This window comes from Vibrio sp. 1731, from assembly GCF_033339955.1.
GTDB classification, from domain to species: Bacteria; Pseudomonadota; Gammaproteobacteria; order Enterobacterales; family Vibrionaceae; genus Vibrio; species Vibrio alginolyticus.
This window is the reverse complement of sequence record NZ_JAWOVO010000016.1, coordinates 55,987-80,185: the sequence shown is the minus strand read 5'-3', so window position 1 is coordinate 80,185 and position 24,199 is coordinate 55,987. Positions and strand designations below refer to the sequence as shown.

25 protein-coding genes are annotated in these 24,199 nt (G+C 44.8%); 9 read left to right on the top strand and 16 right to left on the bottom strand.

The window, feature by feature from the left end:
- Positions 1 to 57: 57 nt before the first annotated feature.
- From R7035_RS17740 to tsaA, 3 genes are all read right to left on the bottom strand, one after another.
- Positions 58 to 726: a tellurite resistance TerB family protein gene (locus R7035_RS17740; protein ID WP_042521399.1), complete on the bottom strand. Its 669-nt coding sequence runs from the start codon at positions 724 to 726 to the stop codon at positions 58 to 60.
- 178 nt (positions 727 to 904) lie between these two features.
- Complete coding sequence (locus R7035_RS17735; RefSeq protein ID WP_042521401.1) at positions 905 to 2,620, bottom strand: proline--tRNA ligase; 1,716 nt, start codon at positions 2,618 to 2,620, stop codon at positions 905 to 907.
- A gap of 111 nt (positions 2,621 to 2,731) precedes the next feature.
- Positions 2,732 to 3,427, bottom strand: coding sequence for a tRNA (N6-threonylcarbamoyladenosine(37)-N6)-methyltransferase TrmO (tsaA, locus tag R7035_RS17730; protein WP_005380294.1), 696 nt, complete (start codon positions 3,425 to 3,427; stop codon positions 2,732 to 2,734).
- A gap of 123 nt (positions 3,428 to 3,550) precedes the next feature.
- Between tsaA and R7035_RS17725 the strand changes: the two genes are divergently transcribed.
- The 3 genes from R7035_RS17725 (at position 3,551) to R7035_RS17715 (ending at position 5,756) form a co-directional block, all read left to right on the top strand.
- Complete coding sequence (locus R7035_RS17725) at positions 3,551 to 3,811, top strand: type B 50S ribosomal protein L31 (RefSeq protein ID WP_005380295.1); 261 nt, start codon at positions 3,551 to 3,553, stop codon at positions 3,809 to 3,811.
- A 3-nt stretch (positions 3,812 to 3,814) separates the two neighbouring features.
- On the top strand, positions 3,815 to 3,940 hold the full coding sequence (gene ykgO, locus R7035_RS17720) for a type B 50S ribosomal protein L36 (RefSeq protein ID WP_005380299.1): 126 nt from the start codon (positions 3,815 to 3,817) through the stop codon (positions 3,938 to 3,940).
- 229 nt (positions 3,941 to 4,169) lie between these two features.
- On the top strand, positions 4,170 to 5,756 hold the full coding sequence (locus R7035_RS17715) for an AbgT family transporter (protein ID WP_005380301.1): 1,587 nt from the start codon (positions 4,170 to 4,172) through the stop codon (positions 5,754 to 5,756).
- Positions 5,757 to 5,862: 106 nt separating this feature from the next.
- Here the strand turns inward: R7035_RS17715 and R7035_RS17710 are convergent, their stop codons facing one another.
- From R7035_RS17710 to R7035_RS17675, 8 genes are all read right to left on the bottom strand, one after another.
- Complete coding sequence (locus R7035_RS17710) at positions 5,863 to 6,936, bottom strand: hypothetical protein (RefSeq protein ID WP_042521403.1); 1,074 nt, start codon at positions 6,934 to 6,936, stop codon at positions 5,863 to 5,865.
- A complete protein-coding gene (locus tag R7035_RS17705) occupies positions 6,933 to 8,045 on the bottom strand; it encodes an ATP-grasp domain-containing protein (RefSeq protein WP_132936891.1) in 1,113 nt (370 codons plus the stop codon). The genes R7035_RS17710 and R7035_RS17705 overlap by 4 nt, the downstream gene beginning before the upstream one ends.
- Positions 8,033 to 9,301, bottom strand: a complete 1,269-nt coding sequence (locus tag R7035_RS17700) for a F390 synthetase-related protein (RefSeq protein WP_256901284.1) — start codon at positions 9,299 to 9,301, stop codon at positions 8,033 to 8,035. The genes R7035_RS17705 and R7035_RS17700 overlap by 13 nt, the downstream gene beginning before the upstream one ends.
- Positions 9,289 to 10,152, bottom strand: a complete 864-nt coding sequence (locus R7035_RS17695) for an MBL fold metallo-hydrolase (protein WP_005380307.1) — start codon at positions 10,150 to 10,152, stop codon at positions 9,289 to 9,291. Before R7035_RS17695 ends, R7035_RS17700 begins: the two co-directional genes overlap by 13 nt.
- Positions 10,121 to 11,107, bottom strand: a complete 987-nt coding sequence (locus tag R7035_RS17690) for an NAD-dependent epimerase/dehydratase family protein (RefSeq protein ID WP_256901283.1) — start codon at positions 11,105 to 11,107, stop codon at positions 10,121 to 10,123. The genes R7035_RS17695 and R7035_RS17690 overlap by 32 nt, the downstream gene beginning before the upstream one ends.
- Positions 11,104 to 12,093 carry a ketoacyl-ACP synthase III gene (locus R7035_RS17685; protein ID WP_213894089.1) on the bottom strand — a complete coding sequence of 330 codons (990 nt, stop codon included), beginning with the start codon at positions 12,091 to 12,093 and terminating at the stop codon, positions 11,104 to 11,106. Before R7035_RS17685 ends, R7035_RS17690 begins: the two co-directional genes overlap by 4 nt.
- Positions 12,094 to 12,287: 194 nt before the next feature.
- Positions 12,288 to 12,737, bottom strand: a complete 450-nt coding sequence (locus tag R7035_RS17680; protein WP_005380310.1) for a YaiI/YqxD family protein — start codon at positions 12,735 to 12,737, stop codon at positions 12,288 to 12,290.
- Positions 12,734 to 13,027, bottom strand: a complete 294-nt coding sequence (locus tag R7035_RS17675) for a hypothetical protein (RefSeq protein ID WP_005391777.1) — start codon at positions 13,025 to 13,027, stop codon at positions 12,734 to 12,736. Before R7035_RS17675 ends, R7035_RS17680 begins: the two co-directional genes overlap by 4 nt.
- A 932-nt stretch (positions 13,028 to 13,959) precedes the next feature.
- Between R7035_RS17675 and R7035_RS17670 the strand changes: the two genes are divergently transcribed.
- Complete coding sequence (locus R7035_RS17670; RefSeq protein WP_025768243.1) at positions 13,960 to 14,445, top strand: GNAT family N-acetyltransferase; 486 nt, start codon at positions 13,960 to 13,962, stop codon at positions 14,443 to 14,445.
- On the opposite strand, the gene R7035_RS17665 is transcribed toward R7035_RS17670, so the two are convergent.
- Both R7035_RS17665 and R7035_RS17660 read right to left on the bottom strand, forming a co-directional pair.
- Positions 14,405 to 14,704 (bottom strand): DUF3301 domain-containing protein, encoded by a 300-nt coding sequence (locus tag R7035_RS17665; RefSeq protein ID WP_005380315.1) that lies wholly within the window; start codon positions 14,702 to 14,704, stop codon positions 14,405 to 14,407. The two genes, R7035_RS17670 and R7035_RS17665, sit on opposite strands and share 41 nt — an antisense overlap.
- A gap of 13 nt (positions 14,705 to 14,717) precedes the next feature.
- Positions 14,718 to 15,755, bottom strand: a complete 1,038-nt coding sequence (locus R7035_RS17660; protein ID WP_017636035.1) for a DUF3549 family protein — start codon at positions 15,753 to 15,755, stop codon at positions 14,718 to 14,720.
- A 76-nt stretch (positions 15,756 to 15,831) separates the two neighbouring features.
- On the opposite strand from R7035_RS17660, the gene R7035_RS17655 reads away from it, so the two are divergent.
- The gene (locus tag R7035_RS17655; RefSeq protein WP_005391784.1) at positions 15,832 to 16,146 is read left to right on the top strand and encodes a YqcC family protein; all 315 of its coding nucleotides are present in this window, start codon (positions 15,832 to 15,834) and stop codon (positions 16,144 to 16,146) included.
- A gap of 4 nt (positions 16,147 to 16,150) precedes the next feature.
- On the top strand, positions 16,151 to 16,921 hold the full coding sequence (truC, locus tag R7035_RS17650; protein WP_256901281.1) for a tRNA pseudouridine(65) synthase TruC: 771 nt from the start codon (positions 16,151 to 16,153) through the stop codon (positions 16,919 to 16,921).
- A gap of 91 nt (positions 16,922 to 17,012) precedes the next feature.
- On the opposite strand, the gene R7035_RS17645 is transcribed toward truC, so the two are convergent.
- The 3 genes from R7035_RS17645 to map all read right to left on the bottom strand — a co-directional run bounded on the left by R7035_RS17645 (position 17,013) and on the right by map (position 21,150).
- Entirely contained in the window at positions 17,013 to 17,396 is a 384-nt protein-coding gene (locus R7035_RS17645; RefSeq protein WP_005380322.1) for a DUF3461 family protein, read from the bottom strand.
- 142 nt (positions 17,397 to 17,538) lie between these two features.
- Complete coding sequence (gene glnD / locus R7035_RS17640) at positions 17,539 to 20,163, bottom strand: bifunctional uridylyltransferase/uridylyl-removing protein GlnD (protein ID WP_017636037.1); 2,625 nt, start codon at positions 20,161 to 20,163, stop codon at positions 17,539 to 17,541.
- 108 nt (positions 20,164 to 20,271) lie between these two features.
- The gene (map, locus tag R7035_RS17635) at positions 20,272 to 21,150 is read right to left on the bottom strand and encodes a type I methionyl aminopeptidase (protein WP_005380326.1); all 879 of its coding nucleotides are present in this window, start codon (positions 21,148 to 21,150) and stop codon (positions 20,272 to 20,274) included.
- Positions 21,151 to 21,534: 384 nt separating this feature from the next.
- Here map and rpsB point away from each other — a divergent pair, with 384 nt between their 5' ends.
- The 3 genes from rpsB (at position 21,535) to pyrH (ending at position 24,114) form a co-directional block, all read left to right on the top strand.
- Entirely contained in the window at positions 21,535 to 22,263 is a 729-nt protein-coding gene (gene rpsB / locus R7035_RS17630; RefSeq protein ID WP_005380327.1) for a 30S ribosomal protein S2, read from the top strand.
- 132 nt (positions 22,264 to 22,395) lie between these two features.
- Positions 22,396 to 23,241, top strand: a complete 846-nt coding sequence (gene tsf, locus R7035_RS17625; protein ID WP_005380328.1) for a translation elongation factor Ts — start codon at positions 22,396 to 22,398, stop codon at positions 23,239 to 23,241.
- Between the two features lie 147 nt (positions 23,242 to 23,388).
- The gene (gene pyrH / locus R7035_RS17620; RefSeq protein WP_005380329.1) at positions 23,389 to 24,114 is read left to right on the top strand and encodes a UMP kinase; all 726 of its coding nucleotides are present in this window, start codon (positions 23,389 to 23,391) and stop codon (positions 24,112 to 24,114) included.
- Positions 24,115 to 24,199 lie beyond the last annotated feature (85 nt).

Genomic DNA, 24,199 nt, shown 5'->3' with positions numbered 1-24,199 from the left:
ACTCAAAGTACAGAGTTGTTTTGGCTCAAGTTGAAGGTTTGCTTGAGCGAGATTTAATCACTGCATTTGTGCTTCTAACTGCTGAGTGACTTCTGGTGAAAGTTGAAGTTGTTTTGCTAGTTCTTGCAGATACGCTTTTTCCATAAAGTTTTGTTCATCAGCGACGATCAAAGACGCTAGGTAAATTTCTGACGCTTGTTGAGGAGAGGTCGCCTGATTAGCAATTTCAGCAGGATCAAGCGGTTTGTTTAACTCTTGCTGAACGAGGTGACGAACGTGCTCATCTGCGCCCATATCCGCGAGAGCTTGTTCAATGCGCGCCATTTCCTCTTCATCAACGTGACCATCAGCTTTTGCAGATCCAATCATTGCTTTTAAAATTAAGACACTGTGTTTACTGTCATCGGGGTCAAAGGTTTCTTGAACACCTTGACCGGATTGCTTGGCTTGCCAGTCGTTATACACTTTGTAGGCCAAGGCTCCAAGCGCAGCTGCGCCACCGACTTTTAATGCGTTTGACCCTATTTTTTTAGTCATTTTTTTACTTTTCTTTGAGCCCATCAGCATACCGATGAGGCCTCCGCCTACAGCACCTGCTCCTAGCGTTTTTAGACTACTTGAATTTGATGAGGATTTGATGTTGTTGGTTTGTTTGCCCAATGCATCTGCACCTTGCTTAAGTAAGTCTGATTTGAGTGCTTGGTTTAGAAGACTTTTTAAATCCATAACTGACCTCCTTTAGATGATGAAATCAGTTTAATAGCAAGAAGCTGAACCAAAGATTAACAAAGTGAATAGTTCGAAAAAGGTGGAGGGAGGATGTTGAGCTGTAATAAAAAGGGCTGACCGAAGCCAACCCTTTTTAACTATTTGAAACTACTTCAAATGCGAACTCGTCTAGTGCTTACTTTAGTTGAGCTTTTACGTGCTCAACAATGTCAGTCATTGCGACTGCTGTTTTCTCACCAGTAGCACGGTTCTTGTATTCGAAGTTGCCTTCTTTCATTGAGCGGTCACCGATAATAATGGTATGCGGTACACCAATAAGCTCCATGTCAGAGAACATTACGCCTGGGCGTTCTTTACGGTCGTCAAATAGCACTTCGATGCCCATTGCTGTTAGCTCAGCGTACAATTTCTCAGCGGCTTCTTTCACTTCTTCTGACTTGTGCATGTTCATTGGAACGATCGCTACCTGGAATGGTGCGATTGCATCTGGCCAGATGATGCCGTATTTGTCGTGGTTTTGTTCAATAGCAGCCGCTACTACGCGAGTGATACCGATACCGTAACAACCCATTTCTAGGATGACGTTCTTACCATCAGGACCCAGTACACCACAGTTCATCGCTGCGGAGTAAGCGTTACCTAGTTGGAAGATATGGCCAACTTCGATACCACGCTTCAGCTGGATAATGCCCTTGCCACATGGGCTTGGGTCACCTTCCACAACGTTACGTAGGTCTTCAACTTGGCCAAGCTCTACATCACGACCCCAGTTAATACCGAAGTAGTGTTTGCCATCGATGTTCGCGCCCGCACCGAAGTCGCTCATTACCGCAACGCTGCGGTCAACAATGAACGGCAGTTTAAGGCCAACAGGGCCAAGTGACCCTGGGCCTGCACCGATAAGCGCACGAATTTCTTCTTCAGGTGCCATTTCCAGTGGAGCTGCAACCTGAGGAAGGTTTTCTGCTTTCACTTCGTTCAGTTCATGATCACCACGAATAATAAGCGCGATGATTGGCGCATCAACTTCGTCAGATGCTTTCACAAACAGTGTTTTCACTGTTTTTTCAATTGGTAGTTCGAACTGCTCAACCAATTCAGCGATTGTTTTCGCGTTTGGCGTATCAACCAACGTCATTTCTTGTGTTGGTGCCGCAGCCTCAGAGGCTGGAGCTAGTGCTTCTGCTTTTTCAATGTTTGCCGCGTAATCTGACTCGCTAGAAAATGCGATGATATCTTCGCCGCTTTCAGCCAGTACGTGGAACTCTTGAGAGCCGCTACCACCGATAGCACCGCTATCTGCAAGTACAGGACGGTAATCCAGACCCATGCGATCGAATGCTTTACAGTAAGCATCATGCATTGCGTCGTATGACTTTTGTAGTCCGTCTTTATCAATGTCAAAGCTGTACGCATCCATCATTGAGAATTCACGTGAACGCATTACGCCAAAACGTGGGCGTCGTTCGTCACGGAATTTAGTTTGGATTTGGTACAGGTTTAGCGGAAGCTGTTTGTAAGAGCTCACTTCATTGCGAACAAGGCTAGTGATCACTTCTTCAGCGGTTGGGCTAAGTACAAACGGACGAACATGACGGTCAGTAAAGCGAAGTAGCTCAGGGCCCATCTTTTCGCTGCGGCCTGTCTCTTCCCATAGTTCAAACGGCTGAACAACGGGCATCAAAGTTTCGACTGCGCCTGCATTGTCGATTTCTTGACGAACGATGTTTTCGACTTTACGCAGTACACGTAGACCAGTAGGTAGCCAGGTGTATAAACCTGAAGCCAGCTTACGGATCATACCTGCACGTAGCATGAGCTGGTGGCTCACTACTTCTGCGTCGTTTGGAGTCTCCTTCAGAGTAGAAAGAAGATAATTACTGGTACGCATTAAATTTATCCGTTTATTTAAGTTAGATACTCAAGCTTGAATAAGCAGGAGTATGGGAGTTCCCGAAAGGGAAATTTGTTAGCCGTCTATAATATCAGCCAATTGCGTTTGTCAAAAGCTTTCAATAGCGGTAACCGTTATTAAGTTGCTTGTTGCTGTGAACTTTACGTTCAAGTCGAACAAATTTACCGCATATTCTTTGTCGTCCGGTTTGTTTTTCTTATATGCAGGGCGAGGATCTTGTGCCAGAACTTGTTCAATGACTGATCTTACATAGTCAGTATCGGATCGATTTTCTATCGTTGCTAATGCTTGAGCAGAAAAGGTGACTTGTGACTTTTCTGGCTCTTGGTCTGCGTATCCGCCTTGTGCTTCCGAAATAGAATCCGAATAGGGGATATAAGGCTTAATATCCACAATCGGTGTCCCATCCACGAGATCTACACTGCCTAAATCAAGATAGATTTGATCGCCTTGCTTAGTGACTCCTTTCACTTCAACGGCTGACATTCCGATTCCGTTTGGACGGAAAGTCGAGCGCGAGGCAAAGACACCAATTCGTTCATTGCCGCCTAATCGTGGCGGACGTACAGTTGGTTTCCAACCAGCTTCCAGATTCTGATCAAATAGAAACAACAACCAAACGTGAGAGAACTGTTCTAGCCCACGCACTGCTTCAGGGCTATTTGCTGCACCTAACAGTTTTACGCGTGCTTTAGCCTCTGGTACTAAGCGTGGTTGGCGCGGAACTGCAAACTTTTCTTTGTACGGTGTCTCAATGACGCCGATGGGTTCGATGGAATACATGGTGGACATCTTTAAGAATTCATTGAGATGAAAAGTATCACAAATTTCTCTTGCTTTTCTTGTTGATAATGATTATTAATTAAAATGTTATAACATAACAATTTAATTGAAAGGAAAAGTATTATGAAACCAGGAATCCACCCTGAATATCGTCCTGTGGTGTTCCACGACACGAGTGTAGATAAGTACTTTGTCGTTGGTTCTACGTTGAAAACGGAGAGAACCATCGAATGGAAAGATGGCAAAACTTACCCTTACTTTACGTTAGATGTGTCGTCAGCTTCTCACCCGTACTACACCGGTAAACAGCGCGTTGTACAAACCGAAGGTCGCATTGCGAACTTCAACCGTCGTTTTGGTCAATTTAAGAGCGAAAAGGAATAAATCATGAAGGTAGTAAAATCATTAAAAAGTGCAAAAAGTCGTCATCCGGATTGCCAGATTGTAAAACGGAGAGGGCGTCTTTATGTCATTTGTAAAACGAACCCGAGATTCAAAGCTGTGCAAAAGTAATCAACCTGCATATATCTAACTTATGGTTTTGTTTAATTGATAATATTGAGTTAATTATCTTACATGGATGAAATATCTACATTTTTATTCAATGTTGGTTATAAATGCCTCTGTTCGTCACAGTTTGTAACATTTAGGGCTTTTATTTGACCTTCTACTCAAGTACCCTTCGCACGCTTTTTGACATTTTTGTCACATTTGCATAGGAATAAAAACAAGGAGGGAACAGATGAGTTCATCTGATTCAATTAAACAAAACTCGCCTAAGAAGCCGCTGTTTACGCGCTTTTTGGATACTGTCGAATATTTGGGGAACTTATTACCCCACCCGATCACACTATTTGCCATTTTCTGTTTAGCCATTCTGGTGATGTCGGGTATTGCAGGATACTTCGAAGTTTCCGTAGTTGACCCTCGTCCTGAGGGTGCAAAAGGTCGTGCCGCGGATGGCATGATTCATGTCGTTAGCTTGCTTAACGCTGATGGCCTTGAGCTAATCGTTACCAATCTAGTGAAAAACTTTGTCGGCTTTGCACCTTTGGGTACGGTATTGGTTGCGATGTTGGGTGTTGCTATTGCTGAATACTCAGGCTTGCTATCTGCAGCAATGCGTGGCTTAGTCATGGGTGCATCTCAACGCATGGTAACAGTGACGGTCGTTTTCGCGGGTATCATTTCAAATACGGCATCAGAGCTTGGCTATGTGGTACTTATTCCACTGGCTGCAATGCTGTTCCATTCTTTAGGTCGTCACCCACTTGCCGGTCTTGCTGCGGCGTTCGCTGGTGTATCTGGTGGTTACTCAGCAAACCTACTTATTGGTACGGTTGACCCGCTGTTGTCAGGCATTACTGAAACGGCGGCGCAAATGATCGACCCAACTTACACTGTTGGTCCAGAAGTTAACTGGTACTTCATGTTTGTGTCGACATTCTTCATTGCAATCACAGGTGCGTTTGTTACTGAAAAAATTGTTGAGCCAAAGCTTGGCAAATACAGTGAAGAAGAAGCCTCAGAAGATTTGTCGAACGACAAAATGGGTGGCTTAACAGACATTGAGAAGAAAGGCCTAAAACTAGCAGGTGTTGCTGTACTGGTTGTTTCAGCGCTGCTTGCTTGGACGGTTGTTCCAGAAGACGGCATTCTACGTTCTGATGCAGGTACAATTGCAGGTTCACCATTCCTGAAAAGTATCGTGGCATTCATCTTTGTGTTCTTTGCTATTCCAGGCTTTGTGTTTGGTAAAGTTGTTGGCACGATGAAGACGGATCGCGATGTAATTGATGCAATGGCGAAATCTATGTCTTCTATGGGCATGTACATTGTATTAGTTTTCTTTGCGGCTCAGTTCGTTGCTTTCTTTAAATGGACTAACTTCGGTCAGGTATTCGCGGTTGCTGGCGCTAGCTTCCTGCAAGAAATTGGCTTAACTGGCCCAATGTTGTTCTTTGCCTTCATCCTGATGTGTGGATTTATCAACCTAATGATTGGTTCGGCATCGGCACAGTGGGCAGTAACGGCTCCGATTTTTGTTCCTATGTTGATGCTTGTTGGTTATGCACCGGAAACGATTCAGGCTGCTTACCGAATTGGTGACTCGACGACAAACATCATTACTCCAATGATGAGCTACTTTGGTTTGATTCTTGCCGTAGCGACTCGTTACATGAAGAACTTAGGTATCGGTACGCTGATCGCGACCATGCTACCTTACTCAATCTGCTTCATTGTAGGTTGGAGTGTGCTGTTCTACCTATGGGTATTCGTATTTGGTTTACCAGTAGGCCCTGGCGCAGCAACATACTACACACCGTAGAAAACGGTTACCTCACACAGCTCCATTATAAAAAGCCTGCGAACGTCGCAGGCTTTTTTATCGATTGAGACTGTGTACGCAGGCTTACCTGATTATAGATGTCGGTTTATAGCTGAAAACGCATCAACAAAGGGCGATAAAAGTGCTGAGTGAGCCAGCATAAGCTTTTCCAAATTATGCGTTTGTACCAAGGTAAGTGCGCAATATAAACATAGCTAAATTCAATTTCTGGCCGGGCTTTTCTGTTGCGTTTAAAAGCCGGAGCACCTGAGCTCATATTAAAGCGACGCTGGAATATCATTGCGTGGCGGATGGTATAGGCCGATATTCGACGATACAATGCGAGGCGTTGTGGCTTATTGGTATCGTAGCCAAAAATTGGGCAAGTCATATCATTATCAATTTCTACAATGCCTAACGTAGCCAGCATCTCTTCTTGATAAAACAGTCCCACTAACTGTACTAATTTGTTCTGGCTCGCCTGTTTTAAATATTGGGTTGAAAACTGTATGTTATTGAGGCTGTATTTATCAAGGTAAAGCATGTCATATAACTCTTTGGCACGCTGAAACTCTTCATCAGTGGTCAGTGGCCTAAACTGCCAATCTTTATCATTAAGCAGTTTGAAGTCTTTCGTTAAATCTCGGTTGAAGCTGAACGCTTGCCAATCATCAAGTAAATACACTTGTCGTGTTACCAAGCTTTGCCATTTTGGCTGCTTCAATCGCTGAATTAAGTGTAAATGCTGACGCTGGTTGAGGGAGCGAAGCACCAAGGGAAAGGTGGGGTATTGATCGAGTGCGACGCGACGCAGTTCATCGAGATTTAAGGCTGCCCATTGTTCGCTATACATATTGGTGGACAAGCACTGATTGTTGAGCGTTTGGACTTGATCCAATCCAGCCAGTGATAAGATTGGTTTAGTCATATTAATAAGTAACTTACATACCCATCGAACAGCCACATTTTTGACTTTGTGAAGCTCTTCTTCGGCGTAGCCACTAAGCAGTGTCATAGGGGAGACTGCATAACAGTTGTTTGGTATTTTTGGTGTTACGGAGTAAGGAATGGCAACGTCATCGATATAGTAGCAACCAAAGCTTGCTGTGCATTCATCAATAGGATTTGACTGCATGAGAGTGATAAAGGTTTGATGCCATTCTTGAGAGGAAAGTGTCATGAGTTCAATGCCTCTCCATTCCACTCAATATCAACGGTAGAAGCGTCGCTCCACTTCGTCTTGTTCTGCCTAGCTAACCGGAGTAATTCAAACATACTCCGGATTTGGCTCCCGGCCGGTAAGTTATGCTGTTGCATCACATTCACTCCAGACCACCAATCTTGCCAAGTTCGAGCCTTGAACAGGGATAATCCACCTGCCGCGATGAGTGTTATTGGACCTAAATGATGCAATCGCTGCTTGGAAGGACTGGTAAATTCCATATTAGGAAGCAGTTGGTTGCATCGAGACGAGAGTAGGTGCAAACCACTGGTGGCTCTTGGGTTACATTCAATCACGTAGAGTTCATCTTGTGATTTGATGAAGTCAAACGACACTTGCCCATGATAAGTATGACGTTTACCAAAAGCTGCGATAAATGTATCTAGTCGTTCGCACGAGATCGGCTGAAAAGCACTGGCGGCCGAGCCGTTTACACAGTATTTCGGCACATAAGCTTGGTGTGCTTTAAGGTCACCATGTTCAAAAATGGCATAGTTACACACCGGAGTCCCATGGATTTTTTGTTGCTGAACCCAAGGGTAAAGGGGCGATATCGTGGCGGCAGAAATAGACTGAGTTGTCACATCTCTTATGACTTGCCCGCCAAACCGAGAGTAAACGGGCTTTAGAACGGTTCTCTTATTAATTTCAATCTCACTTTTATCAGCGACCAAACGAGTTTTTGGAAGTGTGATTTCTGGCAAACTTTGAAGCTGTTCAAAGACGGTCAACTTGTTGTGCAGGGCATTGAGTAGTCCCACATTGGGCAGAAAAAAATCTACTTCTGGGCATTGTTTGGCAACATGAGCCAAGTAATACACTTCTTCACAAGTGGGTATCACCATATCAATACGCATCTGAGTAATGATTTTTAGGATCTGCTGTTGATAGGTGGGAAACGCAAATCGAGGCGAAGCGGTGGGGATATAAGACTCGATGCCTCGCAAAAACGATCCTAGAGGTTTTTTTAGCGAATCGGTGAGAGTTACGTCATGTCCATGATGCATACACATGGTTGCCCACTCTAGTGCAACTGGTGATCGGGCTCCGGTGATTAAGACCCGCATATGTTCACCACACGTCGTTGTTTATTCATTGGCGTCCAAATAGGCGCAGGGCGGTAACTAAATCTGACAGGATCAAGCCGCAATTGGTCAAACAACTTTATCAAGGCTTGATGTATAACCCGATGGTGGTGAACATCCGCTTCAATTTGAATGGCTTGTGACCCTGTTTGGGTGATTCGGTAATCCACGCGACTTTGGGCGGATAGTGTTATAGCGCGGTAGATGAGATCTGGTAACACCGTCACTGGGACGTGGTTTGCGTTTAGCGTGAGGCGATCACCACATCGTCCGGCAATTGCGCCAAGAGGTTCAAATACGCCATTATCCTGTTTATTCTCAATAATATCGTCGAGCTGATAACGAATAATTGGCTGAGTTTTACGACGAAAATCGGTAATGATTGGGCTGTAATGAGTACGTTCGGTATTCAGCCAATGTTTTTCGATGTAAACAACATCTTGATTCCAGCGCATTTGTCCATGCTGATCCGTACATGCAAGAAAACCTTCAGTACATTGATAGACTTCATGGAGTTCGCTGTCGAACCGTTGAGAAATAAAGTGACGGTCACTCTCGGTTAGGACTTCTGCACCAGAAATGATCCGCTGTGGTTGAATTGCGGGTTGACCAAATTGACCGCTGAACTGGGCGCAGAGCTGAAGAGCTTGCGCACTACCAACCAAAAGCGTGGGTTGGAACTCATCCAGCTCTTTTATCCATTCTTGGTAAGGTTTGGTTAAATCGGCATAAAAAAATGTTACAGGCCCTTTCGCGACGGATTTATACAGTGGGCTGTTGGCGCGCAAGGCTAGAGCAATTCGGTGTTTTTGCCATAGGTTGGGCAACAGGCGAGCCAATATATTGCCAGCCCATAGTTGTGTTTCCTGTTTGTCAGCAAGAAACAACCCGCGCATGCCTGATGTGCCCGAAGAAAGCCCAACAGTAACATCGCCAACTTTCGAAGCGGCGAAGTTGCGTGACTGTTCTGCGTCGAGTGCTTGTTGCATTAGCTGTTCAGCATCTAAGCCTTTCGTATTCAACTCCGAGAGGTTCTCCATTATGGTTTGCTTATTCATGATAGGGAAATCACTGAGTGGTGCACCTTGAAGTGAGCGGTAATACGGTGAATGACGGCATACCCAATCCAAGTGTTGCGTTAAGTGTTGTTGCTGCCATGTTTCGACTTGTTCCCTTGAGCCGAAGGGGCGGTAGCGGGTTCGCCAGAATTCTGAGATAAGCGTTCTCACTTCATCCATCCTTCTTTGATTAGCTGCTGGATAGTTTCCTGACAATGTGAAGGCACGAAGCGAACAAAGTGGTGGGTTTGTTGGTAGCAACTTCTCAACTCGGAGAGGGTGTTTTTATAGGCTTTTGTATCATCGCAAAGCATGTTCGCCAGCCAATGTTGATCGATATTTTCACTCAAGCTCTCGATTAACCAGCATGCATCGGCGAGTAAGAACAGCCAACTTTGGTCTCTTTTAACTAGCAAGCCCACTTGGCCAGCTGCATGGCCTGGCAAGCTAACCATATAAATAAATCCATCGTCGAACATGTCTTTACAGAGCAAATTAACACCTTGGCACTGAGGAAGAATTTGGCTGATTGGTACAGAAAAATCACTATGAATGAATAAGTTAGGTTCAAGCTGTGGAGGAAGTAGAGCTTTTAGGTATCCTTTTCTTACGCCTCCAATTCGACCACTTTTAGTAATTGCATCTACCCCTTTTTGTTGGCAATGCAATTGAGAGTGGGAAAACTCAGACACGGCAGCAATGTGATCAGCATGGAAGTGGGAGAGCACTAAGTGTTCAATATCATGAGGTTTGAGACTTTCTTTTGCTAACTGCGCAACAATTCCGTGTTCTTTTTTATAGCGACAAGGTGTTGTCCAAGCATAAAAACGTTCAGGGAAGGGACGAGTCGCGCTAAAAAAATGCTCGTGATATCCCGTGTCAAACAGGATGTTGCCTTGTGTTGGGTGCTGAATTAACGCAACGGCTGCCGGAAATGCTCTAGGCTTGATACCAGAACCTGGTTTGACAACAAAGCCTGGGTGTACGCAGTGTCCAGCCTCAAAGATTTTTATTTTTAGACCAGTTTGCATACTGCTGTATTCCTTCTTGAATTGAAAAAAGCGGTTGGTAATTCAGTGTTTGTTTAGCCTTGCTGATATCCAGAGTTTGATGATAGTTAAACAATCCTGCGCTGTATGAGGTGAGCCTTGGTTCTGGCTGATGTGGTAAGTGCCTTCGTATTTGCTCACTGAGCTTTAATAATGGTGATACCACACCGTATGGTAATGATTGTAAAGTTACTTTTAGGTTTAACCCCTCACATAAAGCTTGCAGAACAGTCTCAATTGGCATTGGTTCGTTGTTGGAAATGTTGAACACATCACCATGCTGAAGTCGGTCTGCCTGAGTGCAAGCGAGCATCGCTGCATGGGCAACGTTGTCGACATAGGTCAGATCAACCACAGGATTTCTACCCGATGGCAGAAGCAGAGTGTTGTTTTTTATCGCCTTAAGCACTCTTGGGATAATCGCGCGATCATTGGGTCCAAAAATGCCACGCGGTCTTAAAATGATCGCTTTGCTTTGGCCTTTTACGGCTTCAATTTCCGATAGGTATTTTGTGTGTGCATAATCATTACACCAGTATGAAGCTATGGCGTCGGTTTCTCGAATATTCCAACGGTCTTGATGGTCAAAGTAGACGCTGGTGGAGGAAATATGGATAAAACGCGAGATTTGATGGGTATTAGCCGCATTGACGAGGCTTTTGGTGGCATCTACATTGGCTTGATAAAACGCCTGCCACTTTCCCCATGGGCTTGAGAGAGCGGCACAATGGATGATTGCATCCATACCTTGGCATACCGCATGAACTGCTGAGTGGTCTCTTAAATCGACTATATGTGGGATAACATCGAATTGCTCGGCGAGTTGTTTAGCGATGACTGTGTTTCGTGCTGTAAAATGCAGTTCATGCTGCTGGTGAAACATTCTCAGAATTGCGCTACCCAACATCCCGCTGCCACCAGTGACCAATATCTTCATAGTTTTAGCACTCCCATCCCTAGTGACAACCCTGCGGCGGTGCCAGCTAATAACACATGTTTTCCTGCGGTTTCTGGCTGATTACGCAGCCAGTGTAAGTTAATTGGGAGTGAGGCGGCGACTTGGTTTCCCAAAGTCGAAAAGTGATTAACGGTTTTCTCTGTTGGTAGCCCGGTGAGTGAAGGCAGTTTTTTTAATCCATGCGCGCTGGCTTGATGAGGAAGAAAATAATCAATATCGCTGAGTGTTACCGGAGAGGCGTCAAACCCTTTTTTTAGAAACGCTGGTAAGGCTTTACGCACATGTTTAAAGAGTGCTTTGCCCTCCATCTCAAACTGGCAACTTTTTAAATAGGCTTGATGCTCGGAGGTATGCGGATTGATATGACTACCTCCGCCCTTAATTTGACAAAATGAATACCCGGTATGATGCGTTTCAAAGTGACTGGTGAGCAATCCATCATCGTTGCGTTCTTCGAGCAAAAATGCGGCGGCACCGTCTGCGAATAGCGTTGCAACTTCTGGTTTGAGCGTAAAATTTCGATTCAGTGTGATGCCAGTGGCGAGTTCGCTGGTGACAATAAGAATCCGACGGTATCGTTTTGCTAAGAATAGACTCTGGGCAAGATCAAGCGCAGAGAGAAAGGATAAACAGGTGCTGTTCAAATCAAAGCTTTCTAGCCATGTTGGAGCGTCTAACGCGGCGAGAACCGCTGAGGCGTCGTAGGGTAGAGACTGGTGGTGTGTGCCGCTAGCGTAGATAAGAAGATCAACGGAGCTTAAGGTATGTGTGTTTCCTAAACACTGCTCTATTGCCTGCACCGCCATGTAAATAGCGGTCTCTTTTGTATTGGCTACATGACGATATTCAACGTCGAATTTATTTCGGCAGGTCCCTGGCGCTAATTTTAGGAAGCGATCCATCTCTCGATCAGACCATTGATTCGTTGGCAGGTAGCTTCCACTGGAAACGATGTTAAAGCCCATTATTCTCTATACACTTATTAAAAACGTCGTTCAAAATAAACCACGTTGCATATTGAAGCTATGGCGAGCGAGATGAAAAATAAACAGAACAAAACAAATGGGAGTAAGAGCACGCTTTGGGTGCAATGCTGAGAATGAATTTTCAGGAATGAGCCAGGCTTTGATTTGCTGGCTCAATATGAATAGAGTGAGGGTTACTTCTTGAATTTCGCCAAAATACGATCCAAATGGTTTGCAAATTCGCGTCGATCGGTTTGAGAAAGCGCGGCGGGCCCACCTGTCTGAATTCCGCTTGAACGCATGGTTTCCATAAAGTCGCGGATATTTAGGCGAGCTTTGATGGTGTCTTTTGTATAGAGCTCGCCACGAGAACTGAGGGCTTGAGCGCCTTTAGAGATGACCTCATCTGCAAGCGGAATATCTGACGTGATCACCAAATCGTTGGCTTCTACACGCTTGACGATTTCGTTGTCTGCGATGTCAAATCCCGCAGGGACTTGCAGCGAGTGGATGTTGTCTCTTTTCGGCACAGGGACAACGTGGTTAGCGACAAACGTACATTCAATCCCCGTACGCTCGGCGGCACGCACAATGGTTTCGCGAATAACTTTCGGACACGCGTCTGCATCTACCCATAACTTCATGATGATTTCTCACTGAGTTTCGCTTCTAACTCTTCAATACGAATGGCTAGCATTTTTACGGTGCGTTCTAGGGCTTCAAGACGATCATTATCGGTGTGGTGCTGTGCTGCGATTTCAACCTTGGGTACGCGTTGAGCACTCTTCCAACTTTTTATTGCGGTGATTAACGCTGGCATTGGAACTGGCGTTTTCAATCGTGCTTTCACTAACGCTACGGTTGGCTCTTTTCCTTGTTGTTGCAACTGTTCCATTGCCGCTTCTAATTCTTTAGTAACGTCTTGAGTTAACATTTTTAATCCTTAACAACGATATATCTATCATCATACGTTGAGTGCGCTGATTTGGCGAATGGCATTTTGGAGAGTGTAGTGTGAGAGATCTCTTACATAGGTTGTGAGAGAAAACGATTTCGTAAGCGGAAAAAGAGAAGATAAAGAGCTTAAGTTTATGATAAATAATGATTTAACAACTTGTTAACCAATGTGAGGGCCAAATATTTATCTTGGATAGATTGTCTATTTTTGGAAAAGGCGTAAATTGAGAGTTGTCAGCAGGAAGCAGACATGGAACAGGAAAGCACCAAGGATTTGGTTATCGTCAGGAAGACGATTTGGTTGGTCAGGATGATTAATCAAGCATGGAGCGTAGGACATTGTAAGGATACGATCATCAATAGGATGTTGATGACTAAGGATAGACAATGGACCCCTCTAGGATTGAGGTTATGGACAGCATCAGGAAGATGCAAGGGACACCGCTCAAGGAACAAGTGACGTGTGCTAACGAGGAATGTTAGCAGTCAGGATGATAAGGACACCGCTAGGACGGCGACGTAAGGAATAAGCTGACGGAATCAGCCACTATTATGGATGATGCATGGAGCACTTTTAGTAGCCGGACTGCTGCGAGTAAGACCATGACCCCGATACTTATGTGTCGGGGTCTTTCTTATATAAAAACGATATCCAGTGCTCTCATTGAATTAAGCATCTCGATGTTACTTGGGGATATCAATATCACAAAATATATAAATTCCTAATAACACTTAATAAAAAACAACTCAGATCAATATCCTTTCCAACCAGTTGGTTTAACTTTCGGCTTCTCTACAAGGTGTTATGCCCGCAATCATTGAGCATGTTCAGCTCATCGAGTTTGTGATCTGCGGATAGATTAAGTTTGTTGTAATCAAGGAACAGATGTGGCCATAGTAACCAGAAGAATGCTTCTTCTACCCTACAATGAGTCGTTGCAACTAGAATTCGTCATGCTGAATTGCTGTGCGAAAAACCGTGCTGAATTGAATGGTCCGTATACAGTTGCGTCTGCCAAACAGATGTTTGAGAAAATACTGGATGATGAGAACATTTATAGTATGGCAGTGCTAGAGAGCACCAGTCGTGACTATATGGGGCACGTGTTTATTGCTAATCTCGATTCCGAACCTGAATTAGGGTTTATTTTTGATAAATCATATTGGGGTAAAGGGTTAGCAACAGAAGCACTAAAAGCATTTTTCCCCAAAGCGTGCCGTGAGTTGGGCTTGAATAAGGTGAAAGCTAACGTGAATAGCAATCATCAGGCTTCTATGGCGGTACTGAAAAAGCTGGGATTTGTTAAAACAAAAGAAAGTAAGGATGTATATGGTCCTTACTTTGAAATGGAATTTACAAGCGATGCGGTGGTAGGTGAAAGTTCTGCGGCCTGAAACCGACCATGGTTAACTCTCCTTGGTAGCAATCGTCACCAAGAGATGAAAACTCAAATTGATACACCGTATGCCAACGCCAGACTCCGTCTGGCGTTTTTAGTTTATGGGCACCAAAGGCGATGCTGATTAATTGGAGATCCAATTGCTCACATTTACGCGTGATGGCCGCTTTTGCGAGTTCGGCTTGGCGACGCTGTTGCCAAAACAGGTAACAGAAAAAGCAGAGCCCTAAAATTGCTAAAAGATCACCAATCATTCCTGAACCTTTCTTAGCTTTTTGTTGCTTGTTGTAAGCTTACTAGCGCATTTGCTAGTTCCTCTGATGGGTTTGAATGCAGCAAAGGCAATAACACCATTCTTAACTCTGGCAGCATCACTAAATCGGCAAATAACTGATTAAATAGGGCTTGATTACCGGTTTGAGCTAAACGCAGCAAAAACTGTTCTGCTACCTTTTCATTGGCGAGTAAGTGCCAAGCGCGACCCGCCACACCAATCAATACCTCCTGATGGCTTAAACGAGGGCTATGCAATATCGCATCTAATACTGGAGAGGCGACTTCTGTTGGCGCACCAGCAAGGGCTCGGATAAGTGCTGAAAGTAGGAAGAGATCAGGTTCGCTACTTGCGATTTCTTGCTGTGCCTTTTCCGCGATACGTTCTGCTAAACGCTCTTGAAGCTCTACATGCTCAAGCGCACCTAATAGGGCATAAAGTGGCTCATTTGGTAGGTGGTTCAACGCTTTGCGTATCATTACCCCGTTTTGCTCTTTGTCCAAACGAGCGGCCATGTCGGTGATCCCTTGCAGACCTACGGTTTGCCAATTATCCCAGCCTAAACCACCTGAAAAGTAATGCTGAGTGTGCTCATAATATTGGCTGGTAGGAAGATCGAGGTTCGCGCGGACCTGGCTATGAAACACGGCCATTTTGTCTTCGGAAGGTTTGAACGTATATGGGTTATTAGACAGCTTTTGCTGTTGCTCTTCAGAGATATCACCATTGAGGCGTGTTCCCATGGCTTCCACTACGTATTTAATGAAATTGCCGATATCTGATTGCTTTAACAAACCGCGCTCGTCCAATTCAAACTTTAGAAACCAAATCCAAGGTTGCTTTTGTTCATTCCAATAAGCGATGGCAAGGTGTGCTTTACGCTGCATTGGGAATGGGTACGGTGCTTGACCTTTTTCTACATCGGCAAACTCTTTCTTAGCGATGGTTTTGATACGACGACCAAGATCGAAGATTTGATAATCACAGCGGCTGTTGTTCAACAGTTGAGTGAGGGTTTGAATGTTTTCCATTAAATACGACGTCCTAACGTTCTTTTCACAAGAAATGGTATCATTCTCGGCTAATTCAAGGTTCGAGATAGAATTAATGGTAACAAATACTCAATTGGTCGACTTACTTCACCAACTTGAAACGCAGCTTAAAGAACATAAGTTGTGGCAACACACTAGGCCTTCAGAGCAAGCCTTACAAAGCGTGGAGCCATTTGCGATTGATACATTGCATCCTCATGAGTGGTTGCAGTGGATCTTTATAGACAGAATGCACGTGCTAGTGGAAAACAACCAACCATTGCCAAGAGGGTTTTCTCTCGAGCCCTATTTTTCAGAAGCGTGGAAGCAGGAACCGCAGTTCGCAGAGCTGCTTGTTACAATCCGAACCATTGACGAACTGTGTAAGTAAACGAATGCTAGAACAAGAAATAGCGCGATCTTCAGAACCAGTTGAGCTGGAGATCGTTTATCAGGATGAATATTTTGTAGCGGTCAACAAGCCTGCCGGCATGTTAGTGCATCGCAGTTGGTTAGATAAACACGAAACTCAATTTGTCATGCAAACTTTGCGCGACCAAATTGGTCAGCATGTGTTCCCATTGCATCGTCTGGATCGTCCAACATCTGGTGTGCTCGTGTTTGCTTTGTCGAGTGAAGTCGCATCACAAGTCATGCCGATGTTTGCTGAACATAAAATGGAAAAGACATACCACGCGATAGTACGCGGTTGGATTGAGGAAGAGGGCGTCTTGAATTACGCGCTCAAAGTCGAGTTAGACAAGATTGCGGATAAGTTCGCTTCACAAGAAAAAGAAGCGCAAGAAGCGGTGACGGAATATAAGCCGTTGGCTAAAGTGGAAGTTCCCTATTCGACGGGTAAATTTCCTACAACGCGTTATTGCTTAGTTGAGATGAAACCTAAAACGGGGCGTAAGCACCAACTTCGTCGTCATATGGCACATCTACGCCATCCGATCGTGGGTGATACAACGCACGGGGATGGAAAGCACAACAAGCTGTATCGCACAGAGTTTGATTCTCATCGTTTGCTACTGCATGCTTCAGAGTTACGGTTCGTCCATCCATTTACCGATCAAGAGATTGTCATGACGGCCAATCTTGATGAAACTTGGCAGCAATTGTTCACTCGATTTGAGTGGGATGAATCGATGATTAACCGATAATCGGTGCAGTTAGATCTAGATAATGATTGGGTACAAATAAAAAGGGTTAGCATCAATGCTAACCCTTTTTTAATATTTAAGACTTAACGTTTTACTTTAGTTTTTCGAGATCTGCTTCGATCTCTGCGATCTTGCTCGAAACGACTTTTTCTAAATGACGAAGGTCTGAAAGAATTTTCTCTTTTACATCAACCTCAGGTTGTTTCGTTGGCTTAGTGATTTTATTCAGCTCATCAATGACTAATGTGAGGTTACGGTTGATTTCCGTTACTTCTTTATATTTGTGACTGCCACTATCAACAAGAACATTTTTGATTTGGCGTGGGTATTTGAATTTAACGCTTTTAGCGAACAGCTCGCCTTTTTGCTTGTGGAAATAGATCTTGAGCACGTCTTTGTGTGCTTCTTGGCGTAGGGAATAACGTTCAATCTGCTTAGGGTCGTGAATACCCAAACCAGTGAGGTGGGGATACATAGGCTACCTCTATTACATCGAATTGATATTCATATAACTGTAGCAGCCTATGTATGAGCTAGATAGCTGATATTTAGCCAAAATGCTTAACTTGTGGGCAAGATCGCTCTCGCCCTGAACCGAAAAGATTGGCAGGTTTGATCTAAGCTGCGACCTCATCAGATAACTTTTCGATCAATCTCTCTCTTAGCTCATCTTGCTGTTCTTCACTTAATCTTCCTCCTGCATCACTGGTTAAAATAAACAAGTCTTCTGCTCGCTCACCAATGGTGGTGATTTTGGCACCGTGAAGGTTGATATTTAAATCAGCAAACGTACGGCCTACTTTGGCCAACAGCCCTGGTGTGTCTAGCGCGACAAACTCCATTAAAGTGTGTTTTTTACCTTTGGTTGGTAAGAAGTCGACTTTGGTTTTCACGTTAAAGTGCTGAAGTTTGTTCGGAGTACGGCGCGTTTTAATCTTGGTTGGTCGGCCTGCCTCCAGTACATGAGTGAGGTGTTTAATCACCGCGGCGTGACGAGACTCATCGATCGCTTCGCCATGTTGATCGAGTACCATAAAGGTATCAATCACGTGCCCATCTTTGCTGGTCATGATTTGCGCGTCGTGTACATTAAAATTACGCCTATCTAACTCCGCCACGACTGTCGCAAATAAAGCAGGCTGGTCTTTCGTATATACAAACACCTCAGTGCCGCCACGAGTGGCTTTTTTACTGATCAACACCAAAGGCTTAGTCGGATCTTCCATGCGAAGTAAGTGTTCGCAGTGCCACGCGATTTGCGTATGGGTATGACGAAGGAAGTAGTCAGCTTTGAAGCGTTGCCACAATACTTCAATTTCGCGCGCGGCAAACCCCTCTTTGCGCAGCATTGCGGAGGCCATTTGTTGATTGTGGCGAATTCGCTCACGCACATCGACAGGGTTCTCTAGGCCTCTACGTAAAGCACGTTGTGTGGAGTAATACAGCTCCGCAAGTAAAGTTCGTTTCCAAGCATTCCAAAGTTCTGGGTTGGTTGCACAAATATCTGCAACTGTCAGGCATACAAGATAATCGAGAGATTCTTCGTCTCTGACTTTTTTGGCAAACTCGGTAATGACATCAGGATCATAAATATCTCGGCGCTGTGCGGTGACAGACATTAATAGATGATGTCTTACCAACCAAGCGACAAGTTTCGCTTCGGGCTTCGATAAACCATGCTCAATGCAGAAGTCGTACGCTTCTCCTTCACCGATAATCGAGTGATCGCCGCCACGACCTTTCCCGATATCGTGGAAAATAGCGGCAATAATCAGCAGCTCTTTCTTTTGCATCCGAGGGTAGACGTCACAGCAAATAGGGTGCTTCGCATGATTTTCTGGGTCACTAAAAGTGTTGATGTGTTTAAGTAAGCGAATACTGTGTTCATCAACGGTGTAGGCATGGAATAAGTCAAACTGCATTTGACCAACAATCTGACTCCATTGCGGTAAATAGGCCGCCATAACCCCTAATCGGTGCATGAGGCTGAATGCTTTGTGAAGAGCATTAGGGTGACGACATAACGCCATGAACTTTTCACGCGCAGCAGGAATGGTGTGCAAAAACTTGTTGAGCCGACGCCGAGCGGTGCGCAGTTGACGCAGCGTTGGTGGGCTCACCCCTTCAATAGTTGAGTCGTTAGCAATATGTAAGAACATATCCAGAATAGTTTCTGGGCGAGCTTGGAACAATGCGGGTTTCCGCGCTTCAATTAAAGAACCGCGACGTTGAAAGTCCGTATCGAGAATCTCGGCACTTTCTGTCGCCCCACCATTAATGATCGCTTGGTCAAAGAGTTTGAGTAGCATTTTATTGAGCTCTGCCACACGACGAAGCGTGCGGTAGAACTCTTTCATCATCATTTCTACGCCTCGGTTGCCTTCTCCGACGTAGCCTAAATTTTCCGCAACTTGTGCTTGATGAGCAAAGGTCAAGCGGTTGTCATAGCGGCGAAGCTCCATGTGCAGAGCGAAACGTACTCGCCAAAGGAAGTCCTGACATTCAACCAATTCTCGGTATTCTGCGTCAGTTAAAAATCCGTATCGGCTCATTTCCAACAATGAAGTAGCACCAAAGTGACGTCGAGCGACCCAGCTTAATGTATGAATATCGCGCAGCCCGCCAGGGGTTGATTTAATGTCCGGTTCTAAGTTGTAGGTCGTGTCGTGGTAACGTGCATGGCGTTCGCGCTGCTCTTGAATTTTAGCGCGGTAAAACGTCTCACTTGGCCAGAAGGAGTCTGATAACACGACTTTCTTCAGTGCCTGAAAGGTGTCCTCGCTTCCACACAGCAGTCGCGCTTCTTGCAGGTTTGTCGCGACCGTTAGATCGGCTTTACCAATTTCAGCACATTCAGTAACGGTGCGAACAGCGTGTCCGACCTCGAGTTTTAAATCCCACAACAGCGTAATGAATTCGCTGATTTTTGCTTCTAACGCGGTTGGCAGTTTATTGTTCGACAGAATCAAAATATCGATATCGGAGAGCGGATGCAGCTCGCCTCGTCCGTAGCCACCAACGGCAACTAGGGAAATGTTGTAAATATCCTTGAAACCAAAATGTTGCCACAAACGATTGAGAAGCAGATCCATATATTCAGCTCTGGCTAAAACCAAGCTTGTTACCGGATGATGATTGAGAAACTCTTGGTTTTGATTAGAGCTAAACTTCTCTAATTCTTGTTTGAGTTCACCGATATTGATTTGTTCATCGGAAAAGGTAAGAGGGGACTGAAGTGTCATATTTGCCATCCGTGCAAGCTAATCTAATAACAATCTAACAAATTTGCGGCAGATAAAAAATATCCCCGCCGAAGCAGGGATATAGTAAACAACGAGTGGTTGTCAGCTTTACGCGTTTTTCATTAGGCGAGGAATCGTATCGTCGCTACGAAGCGTCAGTACTTCACAACCTTCTTTTGTTACTACAATGGTATGTTCCCATTGCGCAGAGTTCTTGCCGTCGCCCGTGTAAACAGTCCAGTCATCTTGTGCATCAACAGAGCAACCAAATTTACCTGCGTTAATCATCGGCTCAATAGTAAAGCACATGCCTTCTTTTAATACGCGGCGGTCTTTGTTCTTGTAATGAACCACTTGTGGTTCTTCATGGAACTCATCGCCGATACCGTGACCACAGAAGTCTTTCACAATAGAAAACTTGTTGCGAGGATTGTTCTTGTTGTTCTCTTTGATGTACTTCTCGATAGCTGTACCGATGTCGCCAACTGTTGAACCTGGCTTAACGGTACGCATACCAACGTACAGTGCTTCTTGAGCTACCATGCACAGACGTTTGTTTGCAGGCGAAACATCACCGACTAGGAACATCTTAGAAGTGTCACCATGGTAACCCTGAGGACGCACGCTCAGATCGGCATTCTCATCATTTGGAACGATTACGGTAATATCAACGTTTAAGATGTCACCATCTTTTAGTACCGCCGGCTTCATTTGGCCGTTGCTACCGATTTCGTCTTTTTCCGCTGGAATACCGTGGCATACGATATGGTTGATTGAAGTACAGATCGACTTAGGGAAACCATGGTAATCAAGCGGAGCAGAGTATGCACCTTTTTCTAGAGCGTACTCATGACAGATTTTGTTTAACTCTTCTGTCGTCACACCAACTTTGATGTGTGGTTCGATCATTTCTAGAATCTCTGCGGCTAGCTTGCCCGCAATGCGCATGCGTTCTATTTCTTCAGCAGTTTTAATCTTGATTGACATTGGCTTTCTCTACTTATTCCTAAGCACGTAAACGTGCGAATGGCCGCATTCTATCAGACATCGGGGCGTTAACCCAAGTTAGATAGGAATATGCATCATTCTTAATTCGATCATATGTTTAAAGTTTTGCTTATAAATAGGAGAAAGTGGCTCGGTGAAGAAATAATTTTTACTAGCCACAGTGAGCTAAAATATGGTATAAAGCGCGCCGGAATAGAGGACTGTTCTCTTCGTTTAGCAAAGTTAAGCGGCGAAGCAAGCTTCATCCGAATAACCTTTTATCTTTAAATCACACACATTCCGTCACATATTCCGGGGTGCTGAGCAGAAGCTTGGTCGGAGTTATGGGGAATGTGGAGGCCTAACCCCATAGAGGATTTTAAAATGGCAACTGTATCAATGCGCGATATGCTAAAAGCTGGTGTTCACTTCGGTCACCAGACTCGTTACTGGAACCCAAAAATGAAGCCATTCATCTTTGGCGCTCGTAACAAAGTTCATATCATCAACCTAGAAAAAACTGTACCAATGTTCAACGACGCTCTAGCTGAACTAGCTAAAGTTGGCGAGAAGAAAGGTAAGGTTCTATTCGTAGGTACTAAGCGCGCTGCATCTGAAGCTGTTAAAGAAGCTGCAATCGCAAGCAACCAGTTTTACGTAAACAACCGCTGGTTAGGCGGTATGCTTACAAACTACAAAACAGTTCGTCAGTCTATCAAGCGTCTAAAAGAACTAGAGACTCAATCTCAAGACGGTACTTTTGACAAACTAACTAAGAAAGAAGCTCTAATGCGTACTCGCGAAATGGAGAAGCTAGAGAAATCTCTTGGTGGTATCAAAGACATGGGCGGCCTACCAGACGCTCTATTCGTAATCGACGCTGATCACGAACACATTGCAATTAAAGAAGCTAACAACCTAGGTATTCCAGTATACGCTGTGGTAGATACTAACTCTAACCCAGACGGCGTTGACTACGTAATCCCAGGTAACGACGACGCGATCCGCGCTGTACAGCTATACCTGAACGCTGCTGCTTCAGCAGTATCTGAAGGTCGTAACAAAGACGTAGCTGCAGTTGCTGAAAAAGACGGTTTCGTAGAAGCTGAATAATAGCGGCTCTGTGTCACACTTGGTCTATGTGAAACCTTTGTGTAGCATAAACTAAGTTATAGTTAGCAATGGGGGCCGACAATGTTAGGCCCCTGTTTTTTACCTTATTTCGAATCAAACGAGGAAGACAGAATGGCAACTGTAACTGCTGCTCTAGTTAAAGAACTTCGCGAGCGTACTGGCGCTGGCATGATGGAATGTAAGAAAGCGCTTGTAGAAGCAAACGCTGACATCGAACTAGCAATTGAAAACATGCGTAAATCTGGCGCAGCGAAAGCAGCTAAGAAAGCTGGTAACGTTGCAGCTGAAGGCGCAATCATCATCAAAGAAGAAAACGGCGTTGCTGTTCTTCTTGAAGTTAACTGCCAAACTGACTTCGTTGCTAAAGACGGTAACTTCACTGCATTCGCAGAAGAAGTTGCAGCTGCAGCTCTAGCTTCAAAAGCTTCTGTTGAAGAACTACAAGCACAATTCGAAGACGCACGTGTAGCTCTAGTAGCTAAAATCGGTGAAAACATCACTATCCGTCGCGTAGAATACGTTCAAGGCACTGCAATCGCTTCTTACCGTCACGGTGAGAAAATCGGTGTTGTTGTTGCTGGTGAAGGCGACGCAGAAACTCTTAAGCACGTTGCAATGCACGTTGCTGCTTCTAAGCCAGAGTTCGTTAACCCAGAAGACGTACCAGCTGACGTAGTAGAAAAAGAGAAAGCGGTTCAAGTTGAAATCGCAATGAACGAAGGCAAGCCTGCTGAAATCGCTGAGAAGATGGTTGTTGGCCGCATGAAGAAATTCACTGGCGAGATCTCTCTAACAGGTCAAGCTTTCATCATGGAGCCTAAGAAAACTGTAGGCGAAATGCTGAAAGAAAAAGGCGCTTCAGTTTCTACGTTCGTTCGCCTAGAAGTAGGTGAAGGTATCGAGAAGAAAGAAGAAATGAGCTTCGCTGAAGAAGTTGCAGCAGCTCAAAAAGGTTAATCCTTAGAGACTGTATAAAGATTAGACCGTAGCCAAGGCTGCGGTCTTTTTATGAGCAGTGAACGATTAGCCGTGATGAATAGCCATAACTGAAGTTGTGTCTATTCATGACTGTTAATCAACAACTCTCTTTGGAAGGTAAACTCCATGACTACGAACCCTAAACCAGCGTATCAACGTATTCTATTAAAACTGAGTGGTGAAGCTCTTCAAGGTGAAGACGGTTTTGGTATTGATCCTGCGGTCCTTGATCGTATGGCACAAGAAGTTAAAGAACTGGTTGAACTGGGTGTTCAGGTTGGTGTAGTTATCGGTGGCGGTAACTTGTTCCGTGGTGCAGGCCTAGCTGAAGCTGGTATGAACCGCGTAGTTGGTGACCACATGGGTATGCTTGCTACAGTAATGAATGGCCTAGCGATGCGTGATGCTCTTCACCGTGCATACGTAAATGCGCGCGTTATGTCTGCAATCCCTCTAAAAGGCGTGTGTGACGACTATAATTGGGCTGATGCGATCCGTGAGCTTCGCCAAGGCCGAGTTGTCATCTTCTCTGCTGGTACTGGTAACCCGTTCTTTACAACGGATTCTGCTGCTTGTTTACGTGGTATCGAAATTGAAGCGGATGTTGTACTAAAAGCGACGAAAGTTGATGGTGTATTTACTGCTGACCCTGTAGCAAACCCAGACGCAGAGCTGTATGATAAGCTATCTTATGCAGAAGTTCTGGATAAAGAGCTGAAAGTTATGGACTTGGCGGCGTTTACGCTAGCTCGTGACCACAAAATGCCAATCCGCGTATTTAATATGAACAAGCCAGGCGCACTACGTCGCGTGGTTATGGGCGAAGCAGAAGGCACGCTCATCAACGAATAAGCTTGGCTTAAGGTGCCACTCCAAAGCGTTAGGGTGGTGCTTGCTTTGCTCAACCGTTTTAGGCTTTCTTCAGGAAAGATGACAT